The organism is Martelella sp. NC20 (assembly GCF_013459645.1).
Classification (GTDB): domain Bacteria; phylum Pseudomonadota; class Alphaproteobacteria; order Rhizobiales; family Rhizobiaceae; genus Martelella.
This window is the reverse complement of record NZ_CP054861.1, coordinates 4770955-4793638: the sequence shown is the minus strand read 5'-3', so window position 1 is coordinate 4793638 and position 22684 is coordinate 4770955. Positions and strand designations below refer to the sequence as shown.

Annotated in this window: 25 protein-coding genes; 18 read left to right on the top strand and 7 right to left on the bottom strand. The window is 62.7% G+C overall.

Annotated elements, in window-relative coordinates; all coding sequences use genetic code 11:
* Nucleotides 1–100: 100 nt before the first annotated feature.
* The 13 genes from HQ843_RS22905 to trmB all read left to right on the top strand — a co-directional run bounded on the left by HQ843_RS22905 (nucleotide 101) and on the right by trmB (nucleotide 12139).
* Nucleotides 101–667: a NifU family protein gene (locus tag HQ843_RS22905; protein WP_180901033.1), complete on the top strand. Its 567-nt coding sequence runs from the start codon at nucleotides 101–103 to the stop codon at nucleotides 665–667.
* 8 nt (nucleotides 668–675) lie between these two features.
* The gene (tsaB, locus tag HQ843_RS22900) at nucleotides 676–1329 is read left to right on the top strand and encodes a tRNA (adenosine(37)-N6)-threonylcarbamoyltransferase complex dimerization subunit type 1 TsaB (protein ID WP_180901034.1); all 654 of its coding nucleotides are present in this window, start codon (nucleotides 676–678) and stop codon (nucleotides 1327–1329) included.
* 313 nt (nucleotides 1330–1642) lie between these two features.
* The gene (locus tag HQ843_RS22895; RefSeq protein WP_180901035.1) at nucleotides 1643–2131 is read left to right on the top strand and encodes a GNAT family N-acetyltransferase; all 489 of its coding nucleotides are present in this window, start codon (nucleotides 1643–1645) and stop codon (nucleotides 2129–2131) included.
* 60 nt (nucleotides 2132–2191) lie between these two features.
* Nucleotides 2192–2620 (top strand): Fur family transcriptional regulator, encoded by a 429-nt coding sequence (locus tag HQ843_RS22890; protein WP_180902063.1) that lies wholly within the window; start codon nucleotides 2192–2194, stop codon nucleotides 2618–2620.
* Between the two features lie 10 nt (nucleotides 2621–2630).
* A complete protein-coding gene (gene olsA / locus HQ843_RS22885) occupies nucleotides 2631–3416 on the top strand; it encodes a lyso-ornithine lipid O-acyltransferase (protein ID WP_180902064.1) in 786 nt (261 codons plus the stop codon).
* A 61-nt stretch (nucleotides 3417–3477) separates the two neighbouring features.
* Nucleotides 3478–4857, top strand: coding sequence for a tRNA (N6-isopentenyl adenosine(37)-C2)-methylthiotransferase MiaB (miaB, locus tag HQ843_RS22880; RefSeq protein ID WP_180901036.1), 1380 nt, complete (start codon nucleotides 3478–3480; stop codon nucleotides 4855–4857).
* 236 nt (nucleotides 4858–5093) lie between these two features.
* The gene (locus HQ843_RS22875; RefSeq protein ID WP_371822118.1) at nucleotides 5094–6134 is read left to right on the top strand and encodes a PhoH family protein; all 1041 of its coding nucleotides are present in this window, start codon (nucleotides 5094–5096) and stop codon (nucleotides 6132–6134) included.
* 1 nt (nucleotide 6135) lies between these two features.
* Nucleotides 6136–6642: an rRNA maturation RNase YbeY gene (gene ybeY, locus HQ843_RS22870; protein WP_180901037.1), complete on the top strand. Its 507-nt coding sequence runs from the start codon at nucleotides 6136–6138 to the stop codon at nucleotides 6640–6642.
* A 13-nt stretch (nucleotides 6643–6655) separates the two neighbouring features.
* On the top strand, nucleotides 6656–7867 hold the full coding sequence (locus HQ843_RS22865) for a hemolysin family protein (RefSeq protein ID WP_180901038.1): 1212 nt from the start codon (nucleotides 6656–6658) through the stop codon (nucleotides 7865–7867).
* Nucleotides 7851–9356, top strand: a complete 1506-nt coding sequence (gene lnt / locus HQ843_RS22860) for an apolipoprotein N-acyltransferase (RefSeq protein ID WP_180901039.1) — start codon at nucleotides 7851–7853, stop codon at nucleotides 9354–9356. The genes HQ843_RS22865 and lnt overlap by 17 nt, the downstream gene beginning before the upstream one ends.
* A 243-nt stretch (nucleotides 9357–9599) precedes the next feature.
* Nucleotides 9600–10013, top strand: a complete 414-nt coding sequence (locus HQ843_RS22855; RefSeq protein ID WP_180901040.1) for a helix-turn-helix domain-containing protein — start codon at nucleotides 9600–9602, stop codon at nucleotides 10011–10013.
* Between the two features lie 179 nt (nucleotides 10014–10192).
* Nucleotides 10193–11431, top strand: coding sequence for a methionine adenosyltransferase (gene metK / locus HQ843_RS22850; RefSeq protein WP_180901041.1), 1239 nt, complete (start codon nucleotides 10193–10195; stop codon nucleotides 11429–11431).
* Nucleotides 11432–11440: 9 nt separating this feature from the next.
* Nucleotides 11441–12139, top strand: a complete 699-nt coding sequence (gene trmB / locus HQ843_RS22845) for a tRNA (guanine(46)-N(7))-methyltransferase TrmB (protein WP_371822152.1) — start codon at nucleotides 11441–11443, stop codon at nucleotides 12137–12139.
* Nucleotides 12140–12154: 15 nt separating this feature from the next.
* Here the strand turns inward: trmB and HQ843_RS22840 are convergent, their stop codons facing one another.
* Together HQ843_RS22840 and HQ843_RS22835 are read right to left on the bottom strand one after the other, a co-directional pair.
* Nucleotides 12155–12406 carry a BQ00720 family protein gene (locus HQ843_RS22840; protein ID WP_180901043.1) on the bottom strand — a complete coding sequence of 84 codons (252 nt, stop codon included), beginning with the start codon at nucleotides 12404–12406 and terminating at the stop codon, nucleotides 12155–12157.
* Nucleotides 12407–12481: 75 nt separating this feature from the next.
* Nucleotides 12482–12886, bottom strand: coding sequence for an Hsp20 family protein (locus HQ843_RS22835; protein ID WP_180901044.1), 405 nt, complete (start codon nucleotides 12884–12886; stop codon nucleotides 12482–12484).
* A gap of 105 nt (nucleotides 12887–12991) precedes the next feature.
* On the opposite strand from HQ843_RS22835, the gene HQ843_RS22830 reads away from it, so the two are divergent.
* Nucleotides 12992–13936 (top strand): nucleoside hydrolase, encoded by a 945-nt coding sequence (locus tag HQ843_RS22830; protein WP_180902066.1) that lies wholly within the window; start codon nucleotides 12992–12994, stop codon nucleotides 13934–13936.
* 18 nt (nucleotides 13937–13954) lie between these two features.
* On the opposite strand, the gene glcF is transcribed toward HQ843_RS22830, so the two are convergent.
* Genes glcF through HQ843_RS22810 form a run of 4 tightly spaced genes read right to left on the bottom strand, consistent with a single transcriptional unit; the run spans nucleotide 13955 to nucleotide 18298 of the window.
* A complete protein-coding gene (glcF, locus tag HQ843_RS22825; protein ID WP_180901045.1) occupies nucleotides 13955–15256 on the bottom strand; it encodes a glycolate oxidase subunit GlcF in 1302 nt (433 codons plus the stop codon).
* A gap of 3 nt (nucleotides 15257–15259) precedes the next feature.
* Nucleotides 15260–15637 (bottom strand): DUF4870 family protein, encoded by a 378-nt coding sequence (locus HQ843_RS22820; RefSeq protein WP_180901046.1) that lies wholly within the window; start codon nucleotides 15635–15637, stop codon nucleotides 15260–15262.
* Nucleotides 15634–16869 (bottom strand): glycolate oxidase subunit GlcE, encoded by a 1236-nt coding sequence (glcE, locus tag HQ843_RS22815; protein ID WP_180901047.1) that lies wholly within the window; start codon nucleotides 16867–16869, stop codon nucleotides 15634–15636. The genes HQ843_RS22820 and glcE overlap by 4 nt, the downstream gene beginning before the upstream one ends.
* Nucleotides 16862–18298, bottom strand: coding sequence for an FAD-linked oxidase C-terminal domain-containing protein (locus HQ843_RS22810; protein WP_180901048.1), 1437 nt, complete (start codon nucleotides 18296–18298; stop codon nucleotides 16862–16864). The genes glcE and HQ843_RS22810 overlap by 8 nt, the downstream gene beginning before the upstream one ends.
* A 167-nt stretch (nucleotides 18299–18465) precedes the next feature.
* On the opposite strand from HQ843_RS22810, the gene HQ843_RS22805 reads away from it, so the two are divergent.
* Entirely contained in the window at nucleotides 18466–19371 is a 906-nt protein-coding gene (locus HQ843_RS22805; protein WP_180901049.1) for a LysR family transcriptional regulator, read from the top strand.
* A gap of 3 nt (nucleotides 19372–19374) precedes the next feature.
* On the opposite strand, the gene HQ843_RS22800 is transcribed toward HQ843_RS22805, so the two are convergent.
* Nucleotides 19375–19539, bottom strand: coding sequence for a DUF1328 family protein (locus HQ843_RS22800; RefSeq protein WP_180901050.1), 165 nt, complete (start codon nucleotides 19537–19539; stop codon nucleotides 19375–19377).
* A 260-nt stretch (nucleotides 19540–19799) separates the two neighbouring features.
* Here HQ843_RS22800 and HQ843_RS22795 point away from each other — a divergent pair, with 260 nt between their 5' ends.
* The 3 genes from HQ843_RS22795 (at nucleotide 19800) to HQ843_RS22785 (ending at nucleotide 22642) form a co-directional block, all read left to right on the top strand.
* Complete coding sequence (locus HQ843_RS22795) at nucleotides 19800–20246, top strand: NUDIX hydrolase (protein WP_246710200.1); 447 nt, start codon at nucleotides 19800–19802, stop codon at nucleotides 20244–20246.
* Between the two features lie 91 nt (nucleotides 20247–20337).
* Complete coding sequence (locus tag HQ843_RS22790) at nucleotides 20338–21075, top strand: 16S rRNA (uracil(1498)-N(3))-methyltransferase (protein ID WP_180901052.1); 738 nt, start codon at nucleotides 20338–20340, stop codon at nucleotides 21073–21075.
* Between the two features lie 193 nt (nucleotides 21076–21268).
* A complete protein-coding gene (locus tag HQ843_RS22785) occupies nucleotides 21269–22642 on the top strand; it encodes a glutamate--cysteine ligase (protein ID WP_180901053.1) in 1374 nt (457 codons plus the stop codon).
* Nucleotides 22643–22684: the final 42 nt, after the last annotated feature.

The following is a 22684-nucleotide window of genomic DNA, read 5'->3' as shown; positions in this document are numbered from 1 at the left end:
TAGGGGACCAGAGCATTGTGTTTGCGCGCGCCCGGACGGTAAACCGGCAATATCTTTTTGCGGACGCGCCCCAGCCGCCCGAACTGATTTGGAGATGGATATGTTCATCCAGACGGAAACGACGCCCAATCCCGCGACCCTGAAGTTCCTGCCCGGACGCGTTGTCATGGAAACCGGTAATGCTGATTTCCGCAGCGCCGATGACGCGATCGTATCGCCGCTTGCCACTCGGCTGTTTGCCGTGCCGGGCGTGGAGGGCGTGCTGTTCGGCTATGATTTCGTCGCCGTGACCAGGGGCGAACTGGAGTGGCAGCACCTCAAGCCCGCCATTCTGGGCGCAATCATGGAGCACTTCCTTTCCGGCGCGCCGGTGATGGCCGATGGCGCTTCGCCCGCGATCGATCCCGACAGCGACGAGGAATTCTTCGATGCGGGCGACGAGACCATTGTCGCCACCATCAAGCAACTGCTGGAAACCCGCGTTCGCCCCGCCGTTGCCCAGGATGGCGGCGACATCACCTTCCGCGGCTATCGCGAGGGCACGGTATTCCTCAACATGAAGGGCGCCTGCTCGGGTTGCCCGTCATCGACGGCGACGCTGAAGCACGGCGTCCAGAACCTGCTGCATCACTTCGTTCCCGAAGTGCGCGAAGTGGAAGCCGTCTGAGGTCTGCAATGCTGATTTTGGCGCTCGATACGGCCCAGGCGGATTGCTCGGCCGCAGTGTATGACTGTGACTCGGCTTCGCTCATCGGCCGCTCGGTCGAGACCATCGGCAAGGGCCATGCGGAGCGGATGATGGCCGTGATCGATGCGGCACTTCGCGAGGCCGACGTAAAACCCGCGGCACTTGGCCGCATCGCCGTCAATATCGGACCCGGATCGTTCACCGGCGTGCGCATTGGCGTGGCCGCCGCGCGCGCGCTGGCGCTGGCGGTCGGGGCGGAAAGCGTCGGCGTATCCTCGCTGGCATCGATCGCGTTTCAGCATCGCATGGCCCGGCCGGGCGCGGCCGTGATGGCGACCCTCGACGCCCGGCGCGGCGAGGCCTTCGCCCAGGTTTTCGATGCCGAAGGCGAACCGCTGACGCCGCCTGCCGCCCACAGGTATGAAGACCTCGCGGACCTCGCCCGCGCGCATCAGGCGGTACCCGTCGGCACCGGCGCGATCGTCGCCGGACTGGCGCAACCGATGCCGGAAGATCGGGTGACCATCGATACGATCGCGGTTCTCGGCGCCAGCGCCGTCGCCGGCCCGGCGGTCTCGCCGCTTTATCTGCGCGCGCCCGATGCCAAACCGCAGCTCGGCTTCGCCGTCGCCCGTGCGTGAGGAGGTCGCTCATGCCTCTCGCCCATACACCAGCCGCACAGCCCCCCAATCTTCTCGCCCCGGAGGGGAGAGATGTCGCGACAGCGACAGTGAGGGGGGAGAACATCCACACGGATGCCCTCACGGAACCGAAATGCTGCATCACCCTCACTGTCCCTTTCGGGGCATCTCTCCCGCAAGCGGGAGAGAATATCGGGAGCGAGCTCTGGCCTCCGCGTGTCATCTCATTGCTGATGAGGTTGGCGAGGATGCTTCATGCCATTGACCGATCCATCTCCAATCGCGAGCATTTTTATCACCAGGGAGGCATGCCATGCTGCCTTCCTTCCTGAAACGTCCCCCCGATTTCGATCTCTTTCCGCTTGAGGACGAACATCTCACCCTTGCCGCCGACCTGCATCGCAAGTGGTTTTCGCCGTCCTGGAGCGCTGGAGAATTCCGCAAGCTTCTGGCCCAGAACCCGGTCTATGGCCATATCGTGCGAGCGAACCGCAGGGCTTCGGAAGCGGCGGGGTTCGTTCTGGCGCGCAGCGTCGACGATGAATCCGAAATCCTGACGATCTGCGTCGACCGGCAGTTTTCCCGCAACGGTCTCGGCTGGCGGCTGATGGTGGCCGCCATGCAGGAAGCGCGGGCGAGAGGGGCTCAGGCCATGCTGCTCGAGGTCTCCGCGGAAAACGCCGCGGCGCTGTCGCTCTATGGCAGGCTCGGCTTTGTCGAGGTCGGTCGGCGAAAGGCCTACTATACCCATGACGACGGTACCCGGACGACCGCGCTTGTCATGCGGCGCGAACTCGGCTAACCCGAATTCGTGAACGACGCTCAGCCGGCATTGCCGGCTTCAACCGCCGGTGCGCTCTGGATGAACGATCTGCCGAAAACGCTTGAGGAAATCTGTGCCGAACGCGGCATGCGCATGACCGAGCAGCGCCGGATCGTGGCGCGTGTGCTGCAGGAGGCCGAGGATCATCCCGATGTCGAGGAACTGCACCGCCGGGCGGCACTGGTCGACCAGAGGATTTCGATCTCGACCGTTTACCGCACGCTGAAGCTGTTCGAAGACGTTGGCATCATCGCCCGCCACGATTTCCGAGACGGCCGCTCGCGTTACGAGACGCTGCCGGAAGAGCATCACGACCACCTGATCGATCTGAAAACCGGCGTGGTGATCGAGTTTCAGTCGCCCGAGATCGAGGCGCTGCAGGAGCGGATCGCCCGCGAATACGGCCTGAAGCTCGTTGATCACAGGCTCGAGCTCTATGGCGTTCCGATCAAGGGCAGGGGCGAGTGAGCCGGGCGCGATGATCTATCTGCGCTATGTCTACGTCGCCTTCGTCCTGTTCGTGACGACGCTCGTCCTGTCGCCATTGCAGATCGTGGCGCTGTGGCGCGGCTGGAAGATCGCGCGAAAACTGCCGCGCTACTGGCACGTGGTCGCCTGTTTCGTGCTCGGCATCCGCATTCATGTTCACGGCGAGATCGAGCGGGAACGCCCGCTGCTGCTGTCGGCCAACCACACCACCTGGCTCGATATCGTGGTGCTGGGGCGGGTTGCCGAAGTCGCCTTCATCGCCAAGTCGGAGGTCAAGACCTGGCCGGTCTTCGGGCTGTTCGCGCGGCTGCAGAATTCGGTGTTCATCGAACGCGCCGACAAGCGCGGCACGGGAAAACAGGTGGGCTCGATCGCCGAGCGGCTGGCCGGCGGCGAGATCATCATCTTGTTTCCCGAAGGCACGACCTCGGACGGGAACCGGATCTATCCCATCAAATATTCGCTGTTCGGCGCGGCCTCCAGCGCGGTTCCGCTGTCGCCGACGGGCAAGGTTCACGTTCAGCCGGTGGCCGTCGCCTATACCGGCATCCGGGGTTTTCCGATGGGGCGTTTTCTGCGTCCGATCGTGGCCTGGCCCGGCGATGTCGAAATGCTGCCCTCGCTTGCCGGCGTCATCAGGGCGCGCGCGCTCGATGTCGATGTCTGTTTCGGCGAGCCCGTGGTGTTCGATGCGGCGACCCGGCGCAAGGAGGCTGCCGCCGAGGTGGAGGCGCGCATGCGCACGCTTCTTGCCGAGCGGTTGCGGGGACGCTGACCATTTCTTGATTTTCTCTTTTTTCATTTTCTCTGCGGGCAAAGCGCGTTAAAAGGCCGGCATGAGCGAACAGACAACACTTCCGAGCCCCGGCATCTCGAACCAGCGCAAGGTCTTCATCAAGACCTATGGCTGTCAGATGAATGTCTATGACAGCGAACGCATGGGCGAGGCGCTGGCCGCCGACGGCTATGAGGCGACCGAGGTGATCGAGGATGCCGACCTCATCCTGCTCAACACCTGCCATATCCGCGAGAAGGCCGCCGAGAAGGTCTATTCCGCGCTCGGACGCTATCGCGACCTGAAGGCGGAACGGCTGAAGCAGGGCCGCGAGACGATGATCGGGGTCGCGGGCTGCGTGGCCCAGGCCGAGGGCGAGGAAATTCTCCGCCGCGCGCCGGATGTCAACGTGGTCATCGGCCCACAGACCTATCATCGCCTGCCGGAGGCGCTGAGACGCGCGAAGACCGGGGAGCGCGTCGTCGATACCGAATATGCGGTCGAGGACAAGTTCGATTATCTGCCGAAGAAGGAACGCGGCGTTCGCCCGAAGAACGTCTCGGCGTTCCTGACGGTGCAGGAAGGCTGCGACAAGTTCTGCACCTTCTGCGTGGTGCCCTATACCCGTGGTTCCGAAATCTCCCGCTCGACCAGGCAGATTATGGACGAGGCCCGCCGGCTTGCCGAAAACGGCGTGCGCGAGATCACCCTGCTCGGCCAGAACGTCAATGCCTGGCATGGCGCGGACGAGGATGGCGCGGAACGGGGCCTCGGCGACCTGCTGTTTCAGCTTGCCGAGATCGACGGCATTGCCCGGCTGCGCTATACCACCAGCCATCCGCGCGACATGGATGACCGGCTGATGGCGGCCCATCGCGACCTGCCGAAGCTGATGCCCTATCTGCACCTGCCGGTGCAGGCCGGCTCCGACCGTATCCTGAAGGCGATGAACCGTCGCCACACCGCTGCTGAGTATCTGGCGCTGATCGAGCGCATCCGCGCCGTCCGCCCGGATATCGCCATGTCCGGCGATTTCATCGTCGGCTTTCCCGGCGAGACCGAGGCGGATTTCGAGGCGACGCTCGCGCTGATCGAGAAGGTGCGCTACGCACAGGCATTCTCGTTCAAATATTCGCCCCGTCCCGGCACCCCCGGCGCCGAACTCGGCGATCAGGTTCCGGAAGCCGAAAAGGCCGAACGGCTGCAACGGCTTCAGGCGCTGCTCACCCGTCACCAGCTTGAATTCGCGCAATCGCGGATCGGCATGGAGATGGATATTCTGCTGGAAAAGCCGGGCCGCAATCCGGGCCAGCTCATCGGCCGCTCGCCCTGGCTGCAATCCGTCGTGATTGACGGTGGCGAGGCCGAAATCGGCGATCTCGTAAGGGTCAGGATCACCGATGCGGCGACCAACAGCCTTGCCGGTGTCCGGGTCGCCTGATTGATGACAGTCCCATGAATTTATCGGGGCGAAATACAAATCGCTTCACAAAGTCGGGAATCGCGATTAGCCTTCTCCCATGAAGCTTGATTGGCGAACAGAGACTCACATTTCTGCCGTTTTACTTCTGTCTTTGACTGAACGATCCCCTATGTATCGTATCGACGAGGACGCTGCCGATACCGGTTTATCCTGGACGGCGGCGCGCTTTGCGTTGAACCAAGGAGCAGGACCGCTTGAACGCTACTGAAATGGTTGCATCGCACGGACAGCCGGCCGGCCCGGACGCCAGCCACTTCGTGCTCACCTTCGAGAACAATCGCTTTGCCAGCGAATTGTTCGGTCAGTTTGACGAGCATCTGAAACTGCTGGAGAAGGAGCTCGGCGTCGATGCCGTGGCGCGCGGAAACGCCGTGGCGCTGAGCGGATCGACGCTCGCCACCCATCAGGCCCGGCGGGCGCTGGATTATCTCTACGCCCAGCTGCAGAAAGGTGCGCAACTGGAAAAATCCGATGTCGAGGGCGCGATCCGCATGGCGCGCGCGGCCGACGACCAGTTGACCCTGCCGACGCTGGAGCGCAAGGCCCGGCTTTCGATGTCGCAGATATCGACGCGCAAGAAGTCGATTGCCGCCCGCACGCCCGCTCAGGACGGTTATATCCGGGCGATGGAGCGCAACGAACTGGTGTTCGGCGTCGGCCCGGCCGGTACCGGCAAGACCTATCTTGCCGTTGCCTATGCCGCCCAGCTTCTGGAGCGCGGCGGCATCGAGAAGATCATCCTGTCGCGACCGGCGGTGGAAGCCGGCGAAAGGCTGGGCTTCCTGCCCGGCGACATGAAGGAGAAGGTCGATCCGTATCTCAGGCCGCTCTACGACGCGCTCTACGACATGATCCCGGGCGACCGGGTGGAACGCGCGATGACGGCGGGGGTGATCGAGATCGCGCCGCTTGCCTTCATGCGCGGCCGGACGCTGACCAACGCGGCGGTGATCCTCGACGAGGCGCAGAACACGACCTCGATGCAGATGAAGATGTTCCTGACCCGGCTTGGCGAGAATTCGCGGATGATCGTCACCGGCGATCCGAGCCAGGTCGATCTGCCGCGCGGCGTCAAATCCGGCCTCGTGGAAGCGCTGGATGTGCTGGAGGGCGTGGAGGGCGTTTCGACCACGCGCTTTACCGACAAGGATGTCGTGCGCCATCCGCTGGTGGCGCGCATCGTCAGGGCTTATGAGAGCAGGGGACGCGCGCCGCAGAACGGCGACAACGCCTGATATGGCCGCATTCGATTTTCAGGTGAGCCGGGAGGCCGAGGGCTGGCCCGATGAGGCCCGGTTGGAAGCGCGGGTGGCCGATGTGATCGGCGCTGCCGCGCGCTACCTGGAAAAGGAGGAGGGGCAGCCATTTCCCTCTCACCCTGTCGAATTGTCGCTGGTGTTTACCGACGATGCGGCGATCCGGGAAATCAATGCCGAGTGGCGCGACAAGGACAAACCCACCAACGTGCTGTCCTTCCCGGCCTTTCCTGTTGCCCCCGGCGGGATGCCGGGGCCGATGCTCGGTGATATCGTGATTGCGCGGGAAACCGTTGCGCGCGAGGCCGACGAGCTTGAAAAGAGCTTCGACGATCACCTTACCCATCTTCTGGTGCATGGATTTCTGCATCTTTTGGGGTATGATCATATCGAAAACCACGATGCGGAGGTTATGGAGCGTCTGGAGACTCGCATTTTGGCCACACTTGGCCTATCTGATCCCTATCAGGGCAGCGACCCTCTCTAACGCCTAAGGAACGATGAACCAGCAACAGATTGTACCGCTCGGTGATAGCGGTCAGGATTCCGACGACGGATCCGAGTTCGACGAGCCTAACAGTCCGGAGACGGGCAGAACTACTCAGAAATCGTCATCCTCGCCCCTCAAGGGCCTTCTCCTGTACTTCAAGCGTAACGGGAACGGTTTGTCGCGCCTGCGCGAAGACCTGGAGGACGCGCTTTCGCCCGACAATTCCAGCGACAACGACTTCTCCCCCGAAGAGCGGGCGATGCTCAACAACATCCTCTCCTTCCGCGAGGTGCGGGTCGAGGATGTGATGGTGCCGCGCGCCGATATCGATGCGGTGGATCAGTCGATGACGATCGGGGAATTGCTGCTGGTATTTGAAAACTGCGGCCATTCGCGCATGCCGGTGTTCTGCGAAACGCTGGATGATCCGCGCGGCATGGTCCATATCCGCGACCTGCTGGCCTATCTTTCCAAGCAGGCGCGCGGCCGCCGGCGCGGGCGTCCCGCCAATGCGCGCGAGGCCGCCAAGAGCGCGTCTTTGAAGGCAAGCGAGGTCAAGCCGACGGAGCGCCAGACCAAGGCCGCCCACAGCGCCTTCGATCTCGGCAAGGTCAATCTCGACAGAACCATTGTCGAGGCCGGACTGATCCGGCCCGTGCTGTTCGTGCCGCCCTCCATGCTTGCCTCCGACCTGTTGCAGCGCATGCAGGCGGGCCGCACCCAGATGGCGCTGGTGATCGATGAATATGGCGGAACCGACGGGCTGGTGTCGCATGAGGATATCGTCGAAATGGTGATCGGCGAGATCGATGACGAGCATGATTCCGAAGAGGCGATGTTCACCCGGGTTTCCGACGACGTCTATCTCGCCGATGCGCGCGTCGAGCTGGAGGATATCGCCGAAGCGATCGGTCCCGATTTCGAGATCGACGATCATGCCGAGGATGTCGACACGCTTGGCGGGCTGATCTTCTCGACCATCGGCCGCATTCCCGCGCGCGGCGAGGTGATCCAGCTTTCGGGCTTCGAGGTTCATATTCTGGATGCCGATCCGCGCCGTATTCGCCGGGTCAGGATATTGCGCAAGCGTGGTCCGGCACGCCGCCGCTACGCTGCCCGCGCGGGCGGCCAGGACGAGAGCCGCGACGAGGCCCGGAATGAGGAGCATGACGTCTCCTATGACGAGGTCATCGGCAGCGAAGAGCATGACGGGCGGCGCTGACCCGCCGGAAGGGACTGCTTCTTTGCAACGGCTTTCAGCCTATCTCGCAGACCTTTCGGGTTGGCCGCGGCGATGGACGTTGTTCGGCGCTGGCGCGGTTGCAACCTTTGCGCTGGCCCCGTTTGGTCTGGCGCCGGTGATGTTCATTGCCCTGCCGCTGCTGGTGATGGTGATGGACGGGGCGCTTTCCGGCAAGTCGCTCAGGGCGCGCGCCATGGCCGGCTTCGGCGCCTGCTGGTGGTTCGGCTTCGGCTATTTCGTTTTCGGCCTGTGGTGGCTTGGCGTCGCGATCTGGAAGGATGGCGCGTTCTGGGCGCTGCCGCTTACCGTCCTTGCGTTTCCGGCCGGTCTCGCGCTGTTTTACGGGCTGGCGGGTGCGCTTGCGGCGCTTGTCTGGCGGCCGGGGCCGTTGCGCCTGATTGCGCTCGGCGCGGCGATGGTCGTAGCGGAGTGGCTGCGCGGCCATGTCGCGACAGGGTTTCCCTGGAACGCGATCGCCTATACCGCGATGCCGACGCCGCTGTTCATGCAGGCAATCCGCTTGACCGGGCTCTATCTGATGGGCGGCTTTGCCGTCTACATTTTCGCAAGCCCCGCGCTTCTTGCCGCGCGGCCCGGCAGGCGCGCCGGACTGGCGCTGGCCCTTGTTCTCGTGGCCGTTGATATTGGCTACGGCTGGCATCGGCTGGGGACCGATCTGCCGGAGGGAGAACGCGGGCTGCGCTTTCGGCTGGTTCAGCCGGCTTTTGCCGAGGCCGACTGGAGCACGGAGGAGGGGCGCAACAGGGTGTTCGCGACGCTGCTGGAACTCTCTTCCGCGCCGCCGGAACAGGCCGGCTGGGCTCCCGACATCATCATCTGGCCGGAAAGCGTGCTTCCCTTTACGCTGGAATCGCGGCCCGATGCCCGCACCGCGATCGGCGAGATGCTGAAGCCGGGACAGACGCTGGTGCTCGGCGCGGCAAGCTTTGCCGGGCGCAAACCCGATGGCTGGCCGGAATTCTACAACGCCGTCTATGCGCTTGACGATGCCGGGGCGACGGTCTCGGTGTCCGGCAAGACCCACCTCGTTCCCTTTGGCGAGTATCTGCCGTTCGAGGATTTCTTCCGCTCGATCGGCCTTGAAGCGCTCACGACCTTGCCGGGTAGCTATGTTCCTGTTGATAACCGCCAGATGCTGCTGCTTCCGGATGGCGTCACGCTGTATCCGCTCATCTGCTATGAGGCGGTTTTTCCGCGTCTGGTGGAGGGGCAGGCGGCAGGTGCGTCAGCGCTGGTGAACGTTACCTACGATGCCTGGTTCGGGCGTACCCCCGGTCCGTTCCAGCATTTCGCCCAGGCGCGACTGAGGGCAGTCGAGACCGGCAAGCCATTGATCCGCGTCGGTGAAAACGGCGTCACGGCGATGGTCGACCAATACGGGCGCATTGTCGACCGGTTGCCGTTTGACCGGCGAGCAGTACTCGATGGAAGCGTCAACTTACATTAGAAAAATTCATGGCGCACACGCTGTTTCGTGTCCTTAAATTGCCACACTATTTGCTGAATTAGCATATCTTTACTCATCTCATGGTTTTATATTTAGGGCAGAATTGACCGCTTTACTCCAAAATTGCATAGTGACGGCACTTGGCACTCAACTATGGCTTTTTGGTCGCTTACTCGAAGGGTTGCATAGCTCTCTGGCAAGGTGGCGAGGCCTACATGTCAGGTTAAAAAAACAGGACGAACAATGACAGAAAACAAGAAGAAGCCGAACCCCATAGACGTGCATGTCGGGAGTCGGATCAGGTTGCGCCGTACCATGCTGGGCATGAGCCAGGAAAAACTTGGCGAGAGCCTTGGCATCACCTTCCAGCAAATTCAGAAATATGAAAAGGGCACCAATCGCGTTGGCGCCAGCCGATTGCAGAACATTTCGACCATTCTCAATGTTCCGGTCTCATTCTTTTTCGAGGACGCACCCGGCGAACAGGGCATTGGCGCATCCGGAATGGCAGAGGCTTCGAGCTCGAGCTATGTGGTCGATTTCCTCTCGTCTTCCGAGGGGTTGCAGCTTAACCGCGCGTTCGTGAAAATTAGCGATGCCAAGGTCCGGCGCAAGCTGGTTGACCTTGTGAAGTCGCTGGCTGCGGAAGCGGAATGAGGTAACAGAGTGATTTTGACGCATTGTGGAGGAGAGCGCTTGGCTCTCCTCGGGTCAAGGCATGCGTCAGAATTCACCTGATTTTCAGGACATAAAGATATACTGATATCGTTGTGCGCTTGTCATTGCCGCGCGAAGCGTTTATCAAAATCGGGCAAGTTTCTATGTGGGGAATCCCGATGCGCGCCAACTATCTTTTCACCAGTGAATCCGTTTCAGAAGGCCATCCGGACAAGGTCTGCGACAGAATTTCCGACGAGATCGTCGATCTTGTCTACCGCGAGGCCGTCAAAACCGGCGTCGATCCCTGGTCTGTGCGCGTTGCCTGCGAAACCCTGGCCACGACAAACCGGGTCGTCATCGCCGGCGAGGTGCGCCTCCCGCCGAGCCTGATGAAAAAAGACAAGAACGGCAAGGAGATCGTCAATCCTTCGCGGTTCAAAGCGGCCGCGCGCCGCGCTATCCGCAGTATCGGCTACGAGCAGGAAGGCTTCCACTGGAAGACCGCGCGCATCGACGTGCTGCTCCACGCCCAGTCCGCCCACATCGCCCAGGGCGTCGATAATGCCGCAGACCGCCAGGGCGACGAGGGCGCCGGCGATCAGGGCATCATGTTCGGCTTTGCCTGCCGTGAAACGCCGGATCTGATGCCGGCGCCGATCTATTATGCCCACCGTATCCTGCATACCCTGTCGGAGGCGCGCAAGGCCGGAAAAGGCGACGTCGCCTTGCTCGGGCCGGATGCCAAGAGCCAGGTGACCGTTCACTACAAGGACGAAAAGCCCGCGGCGGTGACGTCGATCGTGCTGTCGACCCAGCATATCGACGAAAGCTGGGACTCGCACAAGGTCCGCAGCGTCGTCGAACCCTATATCCGCGAGGCGCTCGGCGATCTGCCGATCTCCGACGACTGCGTCTGGTACATCAACCCGACCGGAAAATTCGTCATCGGCGGACCTGACGGCGATGCCGGGCTGACCGGCCGCAAGATCATTGTCGATACCTATGGCGGGGCGGCCCCCCATGGCGGCGGCGCGTTTTCGGGCAAGGACACCACCAAGGTCGACCGTTCGGCTGCCTATGCCGCGCGCTACCTGGCGAAGAATGTGGTGGCAGCCAATTTTGCCGACAAATGCACGATCCAGCTTGCCTATGCGATCGGCGTCGCCCAGCCGCTGGCCGTCTATGTCGACCTGCACGGAACCGGCAAGATCAGCGAAGAAGAGGTGGAAAGGGCGATCCGCGCCGTGATGGACCTGTCCCCCTCGGGCATTCGCCGTCACCTCGATCTCAACAAGCCGATCTATGCCAAGACCTCGGCCTATGGCCATTTCGGCCGCAAGGCCGGACGCGACGGCTCGTTCTCATGGGAACGGCTCGACCTGGTGAAGCCGCTGAAACAGGCGCTGAAGGGCTGATTGCGGACGGTGACCGAAGACAGTCAGAAACTCACCGGACGGGCGTTTTTCGGCCGCCGCAAGGGCAAGCCCCTGCGCGAACGGCAGGCGCGCAATCTGGCCGAACTGCTGCCCGCGCTGGCGATCGATCCCGGCAAACCGACTCCGACCGATCTCCGTGAGATTTTTGCCGTTCCCGTGGAGCGGGCGCGGCTTGAAATCGGCTTCGGCGGCGGCGAACACCTGTTTCACCGCGTCGAGGAAAACCCGCGGACCGGGTTCATCGGCGTCGAGCCCTTCGTCAATTCGATGGCCAAGCTTCTCGGTCGCGTCGAGGAGCGCACACCCGGCAATCTCAGGCTTTACGATGATGACGCCGTCGATATCCTGGACTGGCTGCCCGACGCCTCGCTCGACCAGATCGACCTGCTCTATCCGGACCCGTGGCCGAAGAGGAAGCACTGGAAGCGCCGGTTTGTTTCGCAGCCGAACCTTGAGCGGTTCCACAGGGTGCTGAAGCCGGGCGGGGTGTTCTGCTTCGCCTCGGATATCGACAGCTACATCAACTGGACGCTGCTCCATTGCCGCCGGCATGGCGGGTTTCAATGGCAGGCGCGCGGGGCGGCCGACTGGCTGACGCCCTATTCGAATTGGCCGGGGACGCGGTATGAGGCGAAGGCGAAGCGGGAAGGCCGCGGCAGCGCCTATCTGACGTTCATCCGGCGTTGAGGAGCGCGGATCGCTTCAGTGAAGCGTGACCGTCTTGAGGTCGTCTTCCATCGCCTTGAAGAAGACGCTGGTGCGGTTTTCGGTCAGAAGCAGCAGGGCGCCGTCCGCGCCGAAAAGGGCCCACAGCTTTTCCGAGGTCTTGAGGCCGGCCGCGTCCGGGAAGTGGCGCAGAGCCTCGGTCCGCTCGAACTCGCGGAAGTAACCGAGATGTCCCGTGCCGAATGCTGCGAGACTTTCGAGGGACAGTTCCGCACCCGGAATTTTCATGAAGCCGTTTCCTGCTATAGACCTGAGAATTCGGGCAACCTTCCGGAAAGGACGGAAGCCCGTGTTTTTACAAGCCTATTGTGAAACGGAAATCTTAATTTTTCGTACCTCCTGAGGGCGATGGGCGAGGTCGATGGACAATAAACCGCGCTCCAGTCCCGCGCGGACCACCTCCATGCCATCGGCGAGCGCGAACTGGCGGCGGAACTGGCGTCCGGCGATGCCGCGAAACAGATATTCGCCCTCATCGCGTTCCTCTGCCTTGCCGCTGACGATCAGGACCGAGCCCTCGATCACCACGTCGAGTTCGCTTGCGGCAAAACCGGCAACCGCGAGCGTCAGGCGCAGAAAGCCGGCCTCCGCCTTGCCGGGAAACCAGGCGACATCGAAAGGCGGATACCCGGAAGCGCCTTTCACGGCGTTCATGCTTTCCTGCCTGTCGGAGAGCCGGGGATCGAATCTGAGGTCAATTCTGGGCATGTTCGTTTCCGTCTGTTCCATTGCAGTGTGCCAAGCCCGGTCCGCCTTGACAATCGGGGGCCGAATGTCCATTCACACCGCCGGTCTATTCATTTCGGATTTTATATAATGAGCGCACGGAAAATCATAATCGATACCGATCCCGGTCAGGATGACGCGGCGGCGATCATGCTGGCGCTTGCCAGCGGCGACGAGATCGAGGTGCTCGCCATCACGGCCGTTGCCGGCAATGTGCCGCTTGCCAGAACCGAGCGCAATGCGCGCATCATCTGCGAACTTTCCGGGCGTCCGGACATCAAGGTGTTTGCCGGTTGCGACAGGCCGATGCGCCGGCCGCTGATCACGGCGGAACATGTCCACGGCACGACCGGGCTCGACGGCGCGGAACTCGAAGAGCCGACCATGGCCCTGCAGGACGGGCACGCGGTCGATTTCATCATCGAGGCGCTGCGTAGCGAACCGGAAAAGACGGTGACGCTCTGTACGCTGGGCGCGCTCACCAATGTCGCCACGGCGCTCGAAACGGCGCCGGATATCGCGGCCCGGGTTCAGGAAATCGTGATGATGGGCGGCGGTTATTTCGAGGGCGGCAACATCACGCCTTCCGCCGAGTTCAACATCTATGTCGACCCGGAAGCGGCCGATATCGTTTTCCGGTCGGGCATACCGATCGTGATGATGCCGCTCGACGTCACCCATCAATTGCTGTGCCTGAAGGAGCGGGTCGACCGCATCGACGCGATCGGGCGTCCGGCCGCAAAAGCGATGGCCGCGATGCTGCGCTTCTATGAGCGCTTTGACGTGGAGAAATACGGTTCCGATGGCGGGCCGCTGCATGACCCGGCGGTGACCGCCTATCTCATTCGCCCGGAGCTGTTTTCCGGGCGGCACTGCAATGTCGAGATCGAGACGCAATCGCCGCTGACGCTGGGCGCAACGGTAGTCGACTGGTGGCACGTCACCGACCGCAAGCCCAATGCGCTGGTCATCGGCAAGGCCGATGCCGACGGCTTTTTCGCGCTTTTGACGGAACGGCTGGCACGGCTTTGAGGCGCTGAAAGCGACGGGTCAGCCGGCGAGTTTCGCCGGCTTCGGTCCGCCATAGGCCCAGTCGAGCAGTTCGACGGTGTGCAGGATCGGCGTTGCGGTGCCGCCGGCGATCTGGGTGATGCAGCCGATATTCCCGGTCGCGATGATATCCGGCTTCAGCGCCTCGATATTCTTCACCTTGCGGGCCTTCAGCTTTGCCGAAATCTCCGGCTGCATGATGTTGTAGGTCCCGGCCGAGCCGCAGCACAGATGCCCCTCGGCCGGTTCGCGCACCGCAAAGCCCGCCGCTTCCAGAAGCAGTTTCGGCGCGGTCTTGATCTGCTGGCCGTGCTGCATCGAACAGGCCGAATGATAGGCGACGGTAACGCCCTTTTTCGGCTGGTCGTCGAGCCCGAGCGTCGACAGATATTCGGTGATATCCTTCGCCAGCGCCGAGACGCGCGCGGCCTTTTCGGCATAGGCCGGATCAAGCGCCAGCATGTGGCCGTAATCCTTGATCGTCGTACCGCAGCCCGACGCCGTGATGATGACGGCGTCGAGGCCGCCGGCCTCGCTCTCCCGCATCCAGACATCGACATTGCGCCGCGCCTCGGCAAGCGCCTGTTCCTCGCGGCCCATATGGTGAACCAGTGCGCCGCAACAGCCTTCGCCTTCCGGCACCACAACCTCGATGCCGAGCCGGGTCAGCAGCCGGACGGTTGCCTCGTTGATCGCGGGATCGAGCACGGATTGGGCACAGCCGGTCAGCAGCGCCACCCGGCCGCGCCGCTCGCCTTTGGCGGCATGGGTGTTGGGCCTGGAAACGGGGGAAGACGCGGGAAGGCGTTTCGGCGCAAGCTTCAGCATCGCCTCGAACGGCTTCAGGGCCTCAACGCCGGCGAACAATCCCGCAAGCGGGCGGCCGAGACGGGCGAGCCTCAGCGCGGCCCTGAAGCGCGCCGGGTAGGGCAGCACCGCCGCCAGCACGGCGCGGGTGAACCGGTTGATCGGCGGGCGCTTGTAGGTCTTTTCGATATGAACGCGCGCATGATCGACCAGGTGCATGTAATCGACGCCCGAGGGACAGGTGGTCACGCAGGAAAGGCAGGAGAGACAGCGGTCGATATGGGTGACGGTTTGCGTATCCGCAGGCCGGTCGTTCTCCAGCATTTCCTTGATCAGGTAGATCCGGCCGCGCGGGCTGTCGAGCTCGTTGCCGAGCGTGACATAGGTCGGACAGGTGGCGGTGCAGAAGCCGCAATGGACGCATTTGCGCAGGATCGATTCTGCTTCCGCGACCTTCGGATCGGCAAGCTGGGCAAGCGAAAAACTGGTCTGCATCGATCAGATCAGCCAGCTTTGCGGGTTTTCGATCGGCTCGTTGCGGTTCACCTTCTGCAAGCCGATCAACACCCGCGCGATCACCCATACGCCGGTCACGATAAAGCCGATGAAGCCGATCAGAAGCAGGGTCAGCACGGTCGAGATGACCGCCATGCCGAGCGCGATCCAGAAGGTGCGGATCGCCCAGGTATAATGGGTTTGCAGCCAGGGCTCCGCCTTGCCGCGATTCATATAGGCGGAGATCACGCCGATGACGCCGGCGACCACCACAAGGAAGCTCACCAGATAGAGGATATAGATCAGGATGACATTGTTGCGGGTCGGGTCCATCCATCCGTCGCCGAAACGCTTGGGCGTCTCGTTTTGCGGGTCGCTCATGCTTGCATCTCCTGTCTGGCCATCTTGCCGGGATTGAAAATTCCGCTGGGGTCGAATTTCGCGCGGATACGGGCCTCAAGCGCTGCGACCGCCGCCGGTTGCGGCTCGAAGGCCGGAACCATGCCGCGCGCGGCGGCATCGGCGCGCATCAGCGTGGCGTGGCCGCCGCCGTGGCTCCGCAACAGCGCGCGCAAGACACGGTCTTCCGGCGCGCCATCCATCCGCATCCAGACGAGCCCGCCCTGCCAATCGTAGAACGCATCGACCGCCGCCTCAAGCCGCATCGCGCCGACCAGCGCTGCCGCCTGCGACGGCGTGACGCCGACGCGCCAGAGCGGGCGGAGCGAGCGGTCCCGATAGGGCGCGACATCGCGGATTTCGCCCCACAGCGTCCGCGTGTCGTCATCGTCGAGCCGGGTGAGGGGGCCGAAAGGTTCGGCATAGGCGGAAAGCTTGTCGAGACGGTCGGTGACCGATTCCGGCAGGCCTTCCAGCCGCAGGCAGGTGGCGCTGTCGCCCGTGAACCTGCCGTCCAGAAATGCGGTTCGCACGCTATAGGGCAGGTGGGCGGCGCCAGAGACCTCGAGCGGCAGCGCCATCGCCGCGGCCATCAGCTTGACGGCATCCTCCTCGGTGAGATCGGAAACCACCAGCGTGGCGGCGGCCTTGGGGGCGGGCAGGACCTTGAAGGTGACCTCGGTCAAAAAGCCAAGCGTGCCGTGCGAGCCGGCCATCAGCCGCGACAGATCAAGACCTGTGACATTCTTCATCACCCGTCCGCCGGCGCGGATCGCCTCGCCGCGGCCATTGACGAAGCGGGTGCCGAGCAGGTGGTCGCGGGCAGCGCCCGCCAGCGCAAACCGTCGTGGCCCCGAAACATTGGCGGCAAACACGCCGCCGATCGTCGGAGTGCCTTCGGTGCCCATGATGCCGCGATGGTCCATCGGCTCGAAGGCGAGGAACTGGCCGTTTTCGGAAAGCGCGGCCTCGATTTCGGCAACCGGCGTGCCGGCCTTCGCGGTCATCACCATTTCGGCCGGCTCATAGGCAACGATGCCCGAGAGCGCGCGGGAGCTCAATGTCATATCCGTCTCGGCCGGCCCCTCGAAAGGGTTGCCGAAACCGGAACGCGTATCGCCGCCGCAAAGACGCAGAGACGCGCCGCGCTCGTGGCGGCGGGCGATGATTTCGGCCGCTTCGGCCTCGCTTGCGGGCGTCAGCAACTCAGTCATCGCGTCCCTCCAGCGGAAACACCTTGGAGGGGTTCAGCGACCATTCCGGATCGAAGGCGGCGCGCACCGCCATTTGCTGGCGAAGGTCGGCCTCGCCATACTGGAAGCGCATCAGGTCGCGCTTTTCGATGCCGACGCCGTGTTCGCCGGTCAGGCAACCGCCGGCCTCCACGCAGAGCTTCAGGATTTCGGCCCCGGCCTCCTCGGCGCGCGCGGCGTCTTCCGGATCGTTGATATTATAAAGGATCAGCGGGTGCATGTTGCCATCGCCGGCATGAAACACATTGGCGACCCTGAGACCGTAGCGGTCGGTGATCTCGCTGGTCTTCTGCAGCACGTGGGAAAGCTGGCTGAGCGGCACGGTGCCGTCCATGCAGATATAATCGGCGATCCGTCCGGTCGCGCCGAAGGCGGATTTGCGGCCCTTCCAGATCAACGCGGCTTCGGTTGCCGACTGGCTGCGGCGCACGGCCATCACGCCGTGGGTCTCGGCGATCGCCACGATCCGGGCGAGCATCGCTTCCATCTCGGCCTCGGAACCCTCGACCTCGATGATCAGCAGCGCCGCCGCGTCGAGCGGGTAGCCGGCATGGGCGAAGGCCTCGCAGATTTCGATGGCCGGCTTGTCCATGAACTCGATCGCCACCGGAATGATGCCGGCGGCGATGATATCGGTGACGCAGGCGCCGGCGCTTTCGGACGAGGGAAAGCCGAACAGCACCGGACGCGCGCCCTCGGGCTTTGCCAGCAGCCTGACGGTCGCCTCGGTGATCACCCCGAGTTGGCCTTCCGAGCCGCAGACGAGCGCAAGCAGATCGAGGCCGCCGGCGTCCAGCATCTTTCCGCCGAGCTCGATCACTGTGCCATCGACAAGCACCAGTTTGACGCCGAGAAGGTTGTTGGTGGTGACGCCGTATTTCAGGCAATGCGCGCCGCCGGAATTCATGCCGATATTGCCGCCGATGGTGCAGGCAAGCTGCGAACTCGGGTCCGGCGCGTAGAAAAAGCCCTCAGGCGACACCGCTTCGGATATCGCGATATTGGTGACGCCGGCCTGCACCACGGCCACGCGGTTGGGCAGGTCGATATCGAGGATCCGTTTCATCCGCGACAGTCCGAGGATGATCGCATCCTCCTGGCCGATCGCTCCGCCGGCAAGCGAGGTCCCGGCCCCGCGCGGCACCACGGGAATGCCGTTTTCATGGCAGTAGCGGAGAATTTTGGCGACATCCTCGGTCGTCTGCGGCAGGCAGACGGCAAGCGGTACGCGATGATAGGCGAGAAACGCGTCGGTCTCGAACGGCACCAGTTCGCGCGCCTCGTGCACCAGCGCATCTTCGGGCAGAAGCGCCTGCAATTCCTGAATGATGGTTTCGCGCCGCGCCAGAATGCCGGCATCGGGTTCGCGAAATGCGATTGCGCCTGCCAAAGCGGACCTCCCAGAGCGCGCCGGGGAAATGCAAATCGGTTTCCCTTCCGGACGCGCGCAAAAACAAGATGATTGCAGCGTCGAGGCTACCATTCATTCTCTAACATTGGCCTGTCTGAGAGACAAATGCTATTACTTATTCCATATGGGCAATAATCGTGGTGATTATGAAAAATCTACAGGATCTGGAAGTGTTCGCTCAGGTGGCCGCGACCGGCAGCATGAGCGAGGCGGGCCGGATGCTCAGGCTTTCGCCGGCCGTGGTCTCGAAGACGATACGCCGGCTCGAGGAGCAACTCGGCGTGCGTCTGCTGCAGCGCACCACCCGCATGATCGCGCTGACGGAAACCGGACGCGGTTTCTACGAGCGCCTTCTGCCGGTGCTGGCCGGGATGGAGGAGGCGGAGGCTTTTGTCGAAGGTCAGGCGTCCGCGGTTGGCGGAAGGCTCAGGATCTCGGCGCCGACCTCGTTTGGACGGATGCATATCGCACCGCATCTGGCGACCTTCATGAACACCCATGAGGCGCTCGAAATCGAGCTTACGCTCAGCGACGCCTTCGTCGATATTGTTGCCGATGGCTATGATCTTGCCGTGCGGATCGGCGAACTTGCCGATTCCACGCTGGTGGCCCGCAAGCTTGCCCCGGTCCGACGGGTGCTCTGCGCATCGCGTCATTATGTCGAACGCTTCGGCGCTCCGTCAGACCTGAAGGACCTTGAACGCCATGTCTGTCTGCCGGCGCATAACGGCGAATACTGGCGTCTGGACGGACCGGAAGGTCCGGTGGCGTTCCGTCCGGTCGGACGGCTGGTGACCAATTCCAGCGAGGTTATCCGGGAGGCGGTGCTGGCCGGTATGGGCATTGCGCTCAGATCGACCTGGGACATCGGGCCGGAACTTTCCGCGGGCGAGCTCGTTCAGGTGCTGCCGGAATATAAAAGCCCGGACAATGTCGGGCTTTTCGCCGTCTACGCCTCGCGAAATTTCCTGCCCACCAAGGTGCGGCTGTTCATCGATTTTCTGGCGGCGCTGTACGGCCCGTCGCCATATTGGGACAAGGCCGTGCAATAACGGTCAGGCGATGATCAGAATGCCGGTTATGAGTGCGATCAGAATGACCACGAGCACGATGAAGATCAGAATGCGGGCAATGCCCGCGGAAAGGCCCGCGACGCCGCGAAAGCCCAGAAGGCTGGCGACCGCCGCGATGATCAACAGAATCAGAATCCACTCAAGCATGACTTGTCCTCTCGATATTCGCCGAACCGGCATTTCGACATGTCAACGACGGCGGCGGCGTTAAAGTTCCGGCGCAACTCACCGGACTTGACAGATACCCGGCGGACAGGCGATTCTGTGTTTGCGCACGTGTGCAAGTGAATTTCACAAAAGCTTCACGCGCCGGTGAAGAACGCAGTGCAATCGTGTGTTAAATGGTGCGGTCGCGGCCTCGTCGGTCGTGATTCGCTGGAAGGAAGGCAATGCTATCAGGTGAAGACTTGGCAGATGAAATCGTCGAAGCCCGTCAGCAATATGCGGCGCTGTGCTACCGGCATGCCAAGATAAAGAAGAAGAAATCCATCGAGGTTCTGCTGATCACCAGCCGCGACACCGGCCGCTGGGTGACGCCGAAGGGCTGGCCCATGGCCAACAAGGCCCCCCACGAGGTCGCCGAACGGGAGGCTTACGAGGAAGCCGGCATCAAGGGCAAGGTTTCCGACAAGCCGTTCGGCATCTTCCGTTATCTGAAGCGGCTCGATGACGGCACGGCGGTGACATGCGTGGTCGAGATCTTTCCGCTTCTGGTGCGCAAGGCCAAGGCGCGTTTTCCGGAGCGCGATGAACGCGTGCGCAAATGGGCAAGCCCGGAAGAGGCAGCCGAATTGGTCGACGAAAACGAGTTGAAATCGCTGCTGATGGATTTCGCCGGCCGCCTGGGCGCATAGTTGCGTCCGCTCCCCTGCCTGTGCAAGAACACGGATACGTCCTTTATCGGCGTATCGTAACGGCGATGCGCCCTCTCCATGCGAGCCTGCCATGCGCGCAAATTATCGCCTGCAACGCCTGTTTGTCGAAGCCGATCTCGGTCCAGGCGCCGAGTTCGAGGCTGACAAGGATCAGTTTCACTACCTCGCCCATGTCCTGCGCGCCAGCGAGGGGACGGAACTGCTCGCCTTTAACGGCCGGGATGGCGAATGGCTGACGCGGCTGACCTTCCCGACGCGCAAGAAAATCACGCTCACAACCGTTGAACAGACCCGCCCCCAGCCCGCGCCGTCCGATCTCCACTACCTGTTTGCGCCGCTCAAGACCGGACGCATGGATTACATGGTGCAGAAGGCGGTCGAGATGGGCGCCGGCGCCATCCGGCCGGTGATGACCCGTCACGTGCAGGGCAAGCCAGCAAAACCCGAGCGCCTCGCCGCCAACATCGTCGAGGCGGCGGAGCAGTGCGGGGTGCTGAGTGTGCCGGAACTTCGCGAACCGGCACGGCTTGAAGACATTCTCGACCAGTGGGAGCCCGGCCGGCACCTGATTTTCTGCGATGAGGACGCGGAAAGCCAGAACCCGCTTGCCGCGCTCCAAACCGTGCAGGCGTCGAAGCTGGCACTGATCGTCGGCCCGGAAGGCGGGTTTTCGGACGACGAGCGATCACTATTGCGTGGCCTTCCCTTTGTCACCGCAATTCCGCTGGGACCGAGAATCCTGCGGGCCGATACGGCGGCGGTGGCGGCCCTTGCCGTTATTCAGGCCACGATCGGCGACTGGCGCTGACCCCGGTCTACCGCCGGAACGGATACGGTTTTCCCGCGTTTGAAAGGCGATCAAAGAAATTGACTTGATTGCCACGGCGATCCGGTTCAAGAGCGAGTTGCGCGGGCTAAGGCCGTGAAAACGAGAGCGGTTCCGCCTTTCGCGGAAACGTGACCCCGCCCGATCTGTTTGTTTTGAGAACGAGGAAGCTTGCATGGCCCGTGACACGTCCGACGGGACGCCGATTACCGCGAAGGCGGAACTGGTCGCCTATCTCGAAGACGGCTGCAAGCCCGAAGCGGAGTTCCGGATCGGTACGGAGCACGAGAAATTTCCGTTCTTCAAGGGCGACAACACGCCCGTTCCCTATGATGGCGAACGCTCGATCTCGGCAATCCTGAAGGGCATGAAGGGCAAGCTCGGCTGGGACGCCATCATGGATGGCGACAACATCATCGGCCTTGCCGAACCCAATGGCATGGGCGCGATCTCGCTGGAGCCGGGCGGGCAGTTCGAACTTTCCGGCGCGCCCCTGAAAACGCTGCATGAGACCTGTCGCGAATCGAACCGGCATCTGGCCGTGCTGCGCGGCGTCGCCGAGCCGATGGGGATCGGCTTTCTGGGGATCGGCGGAAGTCCGAAATGGTCGCGCGCCGAAACCCCGAAAATGCCGAAATCGCGCTACGAGATCATGACCCGCTACATGCCGAAGGTCGGCAGCCAGGGTCTCGACATGATGTACCGCACCTGCACCATCCAGGTGAATGTCGATTTCTCCTCGGAGACCGATATGCGCCGCAAGATGGCGCTGTCCCAGAAGCTGCAGCCGCTTTCAACCGCGCTGTTCGCTTCGTCCCCCTTCACCGAGGGGAAGCCGAACGGGCTTCTGTCATGGCGCGGCGATATTTGGCGCGACACCGACAACAATCGCGCCGGCCTGCTCGATTTCGCGTTCCGGGACGATTTCAGCTTCGAACGCTATGTCGACTGGGCGCTCGACGTGCCGATGTATTTCATCATCCGCGACGGCCGCTATCGCGATTGCACGGATATCACCTTCCGCCAGTTCATGGACGGCGCGCTGAAGGGCAAGATCGATGAATGGCAGCCCACGATGGGCGACTGGACCAACCATATCTCGACGCTGTTTCCGGATGTGCGGCTGAAGCGCTTCCTGGAAATGCGCGGCGCTGATGGTGGAACGTGGCGGCGTATCTGTGCGCTGCCGTCCTTCTGGGTCGGCCTGCTTTATGACAAGGGCGCGATGGATGCCGCCGAGCAACTGACGTCCGACTGGCAGGTGGAGGATATCCACCGCCTGCGCGACGAGGTGCCGCGTCTGGCGCTGAAGGCTGAAATCGGCGGGCGCGCGCTGGTGGATGTTGCTCGCGAGGTTGTCGGTATTGCCCGCAACGGGCTGAAATCGCGCGGCAATCTCAATGGCGATGGCCAGGACGAAAGCGTGTTCCTCAACCCGCTCGACGAAATCGTCGCCAAGAAAACCACCTTCGCGGAAGATCTGCTTTCGCTCTATCACGGCCGCTGGAAAGGCTCCGTCGATCCGCTGTTCGAGGAATTCCAGTACTGAATTTTCGCGTATGGACGTCCGTTCCGCGCAGCGCTATTTTAG

Bases quoted from the DNA above. Each gene is read 5' to 3' on its own strand.
- HQ843_RS22805 (WP_180901049.1), top strand. From the start codon at position 18,466: ATGAAAAATCTACAGGATCTGGAAGTGTTCGCTCAGGTGGCCGCGACC.
- HQ843_RS22820 (WP_180901046.1), bottom strand. From the start codon at position 15,637: ATGAGCGACCCGCAAAACGAGACGCCCAAGCGTTTCGGCGACGGATGG.
- glcE (WP_180901047.1), bottom strand. From the start codon at position 16,869: ATGACTGAGTTGCTGACGCCCGCAAGCGAGGCCGAAGCGGCCGAAATC.
- olsA (WP_180902064.1), top strand. From the start codon at position 2,631: ATGATCTATCTGCGCTATGTCTACGTCGCCTTCGTCCTGTTCGTGACG.
- HQ843_RS22855 (WP_180901040.1), top strand. From the start codon at position 9,600: ATGACAGAAAACAAGAAGAAGCCGAACCCCATAGACGTGCATGTCGGG.
- HQ843_RS22840 (WP_180901043.1), bottom strand. From the start codon at position 12,406: ATGAAAATTCCGGGTGCGGAACTGTCCCTCGAAAGTCTCGCAGCATTC.
- glcF (WP_180901045.1), bottom strand. From the start codon at position 15,256: ATGCAGACCAGTTTTTCGCTTGCCCAGCTTGCCGATCCGAAGGTCGCG.
- HQ843_RS22890 (WP_180902063.1), top strand. From the start codon at position 2,192: ATGAACGATCTGCCGAAAACGCTTGAGGAAATCTGTGCCGAACGCGGC.
- HQ843_RS22895 (WP_180901035.1), top strand. From the start codon at position 1,643: ATGCTGCCTTCCTTCCTGAAACGTCCCCCCGATTTCGATCTCTTTCCG.
- tsaB (WP_180901034.1), top strand. From the start codon at position 676: ATGCTGATTTTGGCGCTCGATACGGCCCAGGCGGATTGCTCGGCCGCA.
- metK (WP_180901041.1), top strand. From the start codon at position 10,193: ATGCGCGCCAACTATCTTTTCACCAGTGAATCCGTTTCAGAAGGCCAT.
- lnt (WP_180901039.1), top strand. From the start codon at position 7,851: ATGACGGGCGGCGCTGACCCGCCGGAAGGGACTGCTTCTTTGCAACGG.
- miaB (WP_180901036.1), top strand. From the start codon at position 3,478: ATGAGCGAACAGACAACACTTCCGAGCCCCGGCATCTCGAACCAGCGC.
- HQ843_RS22905 (WP_180901033.1), top strand. From the start codon at position 101: ATGTTCATCCAGACGGAAACGACGCCCAATCCCGCGACCCTGAAGTTC.
- HQ843_RS22800 (WP_180901050.1), bottom strand. From the start codon at position 19,539: ATGCTTGAGTGGATTCTGATTCTGTTGATCATCGCGGCGGTCGCCAGC.
- HQ843_RS22785 (WP_180901053.1), top strand. From the start codon at position 21,269: ATGGCCCGTGACACGTCCGACGGGACGCCGATTACCGCGAAGGCGGAA.
- HQ843_RS22790 (WP_180901052.1), top strand. From the start codon at position 20,338: ATGCGCGCAAATTATCGCCTGCAACGCCTGTTTGTCGAAGCCGATCTC.
- ybeY (WP_180901037.1), top strand. From the start codon at position 6,136: ATGGCCGCATTCGATTTTCAGGTGAGCCGGGAGGCCGAGGGCTGGCCC.
- HQ843_RS22865 (WP_180901038.1), top strand. From the start codon at position 6,656: ATGAACCAGCAACAGATTGTACCGCTCGGTGATAGCGGTCAGGATTCC.
- HQ843_RS22835 (WP_180901044.1), bottom strand. From the start codon at position 12,886: ATGCCCAGAATTGACCTCAGATTCGATCCCCGGCTCTCCGACAGGCAG.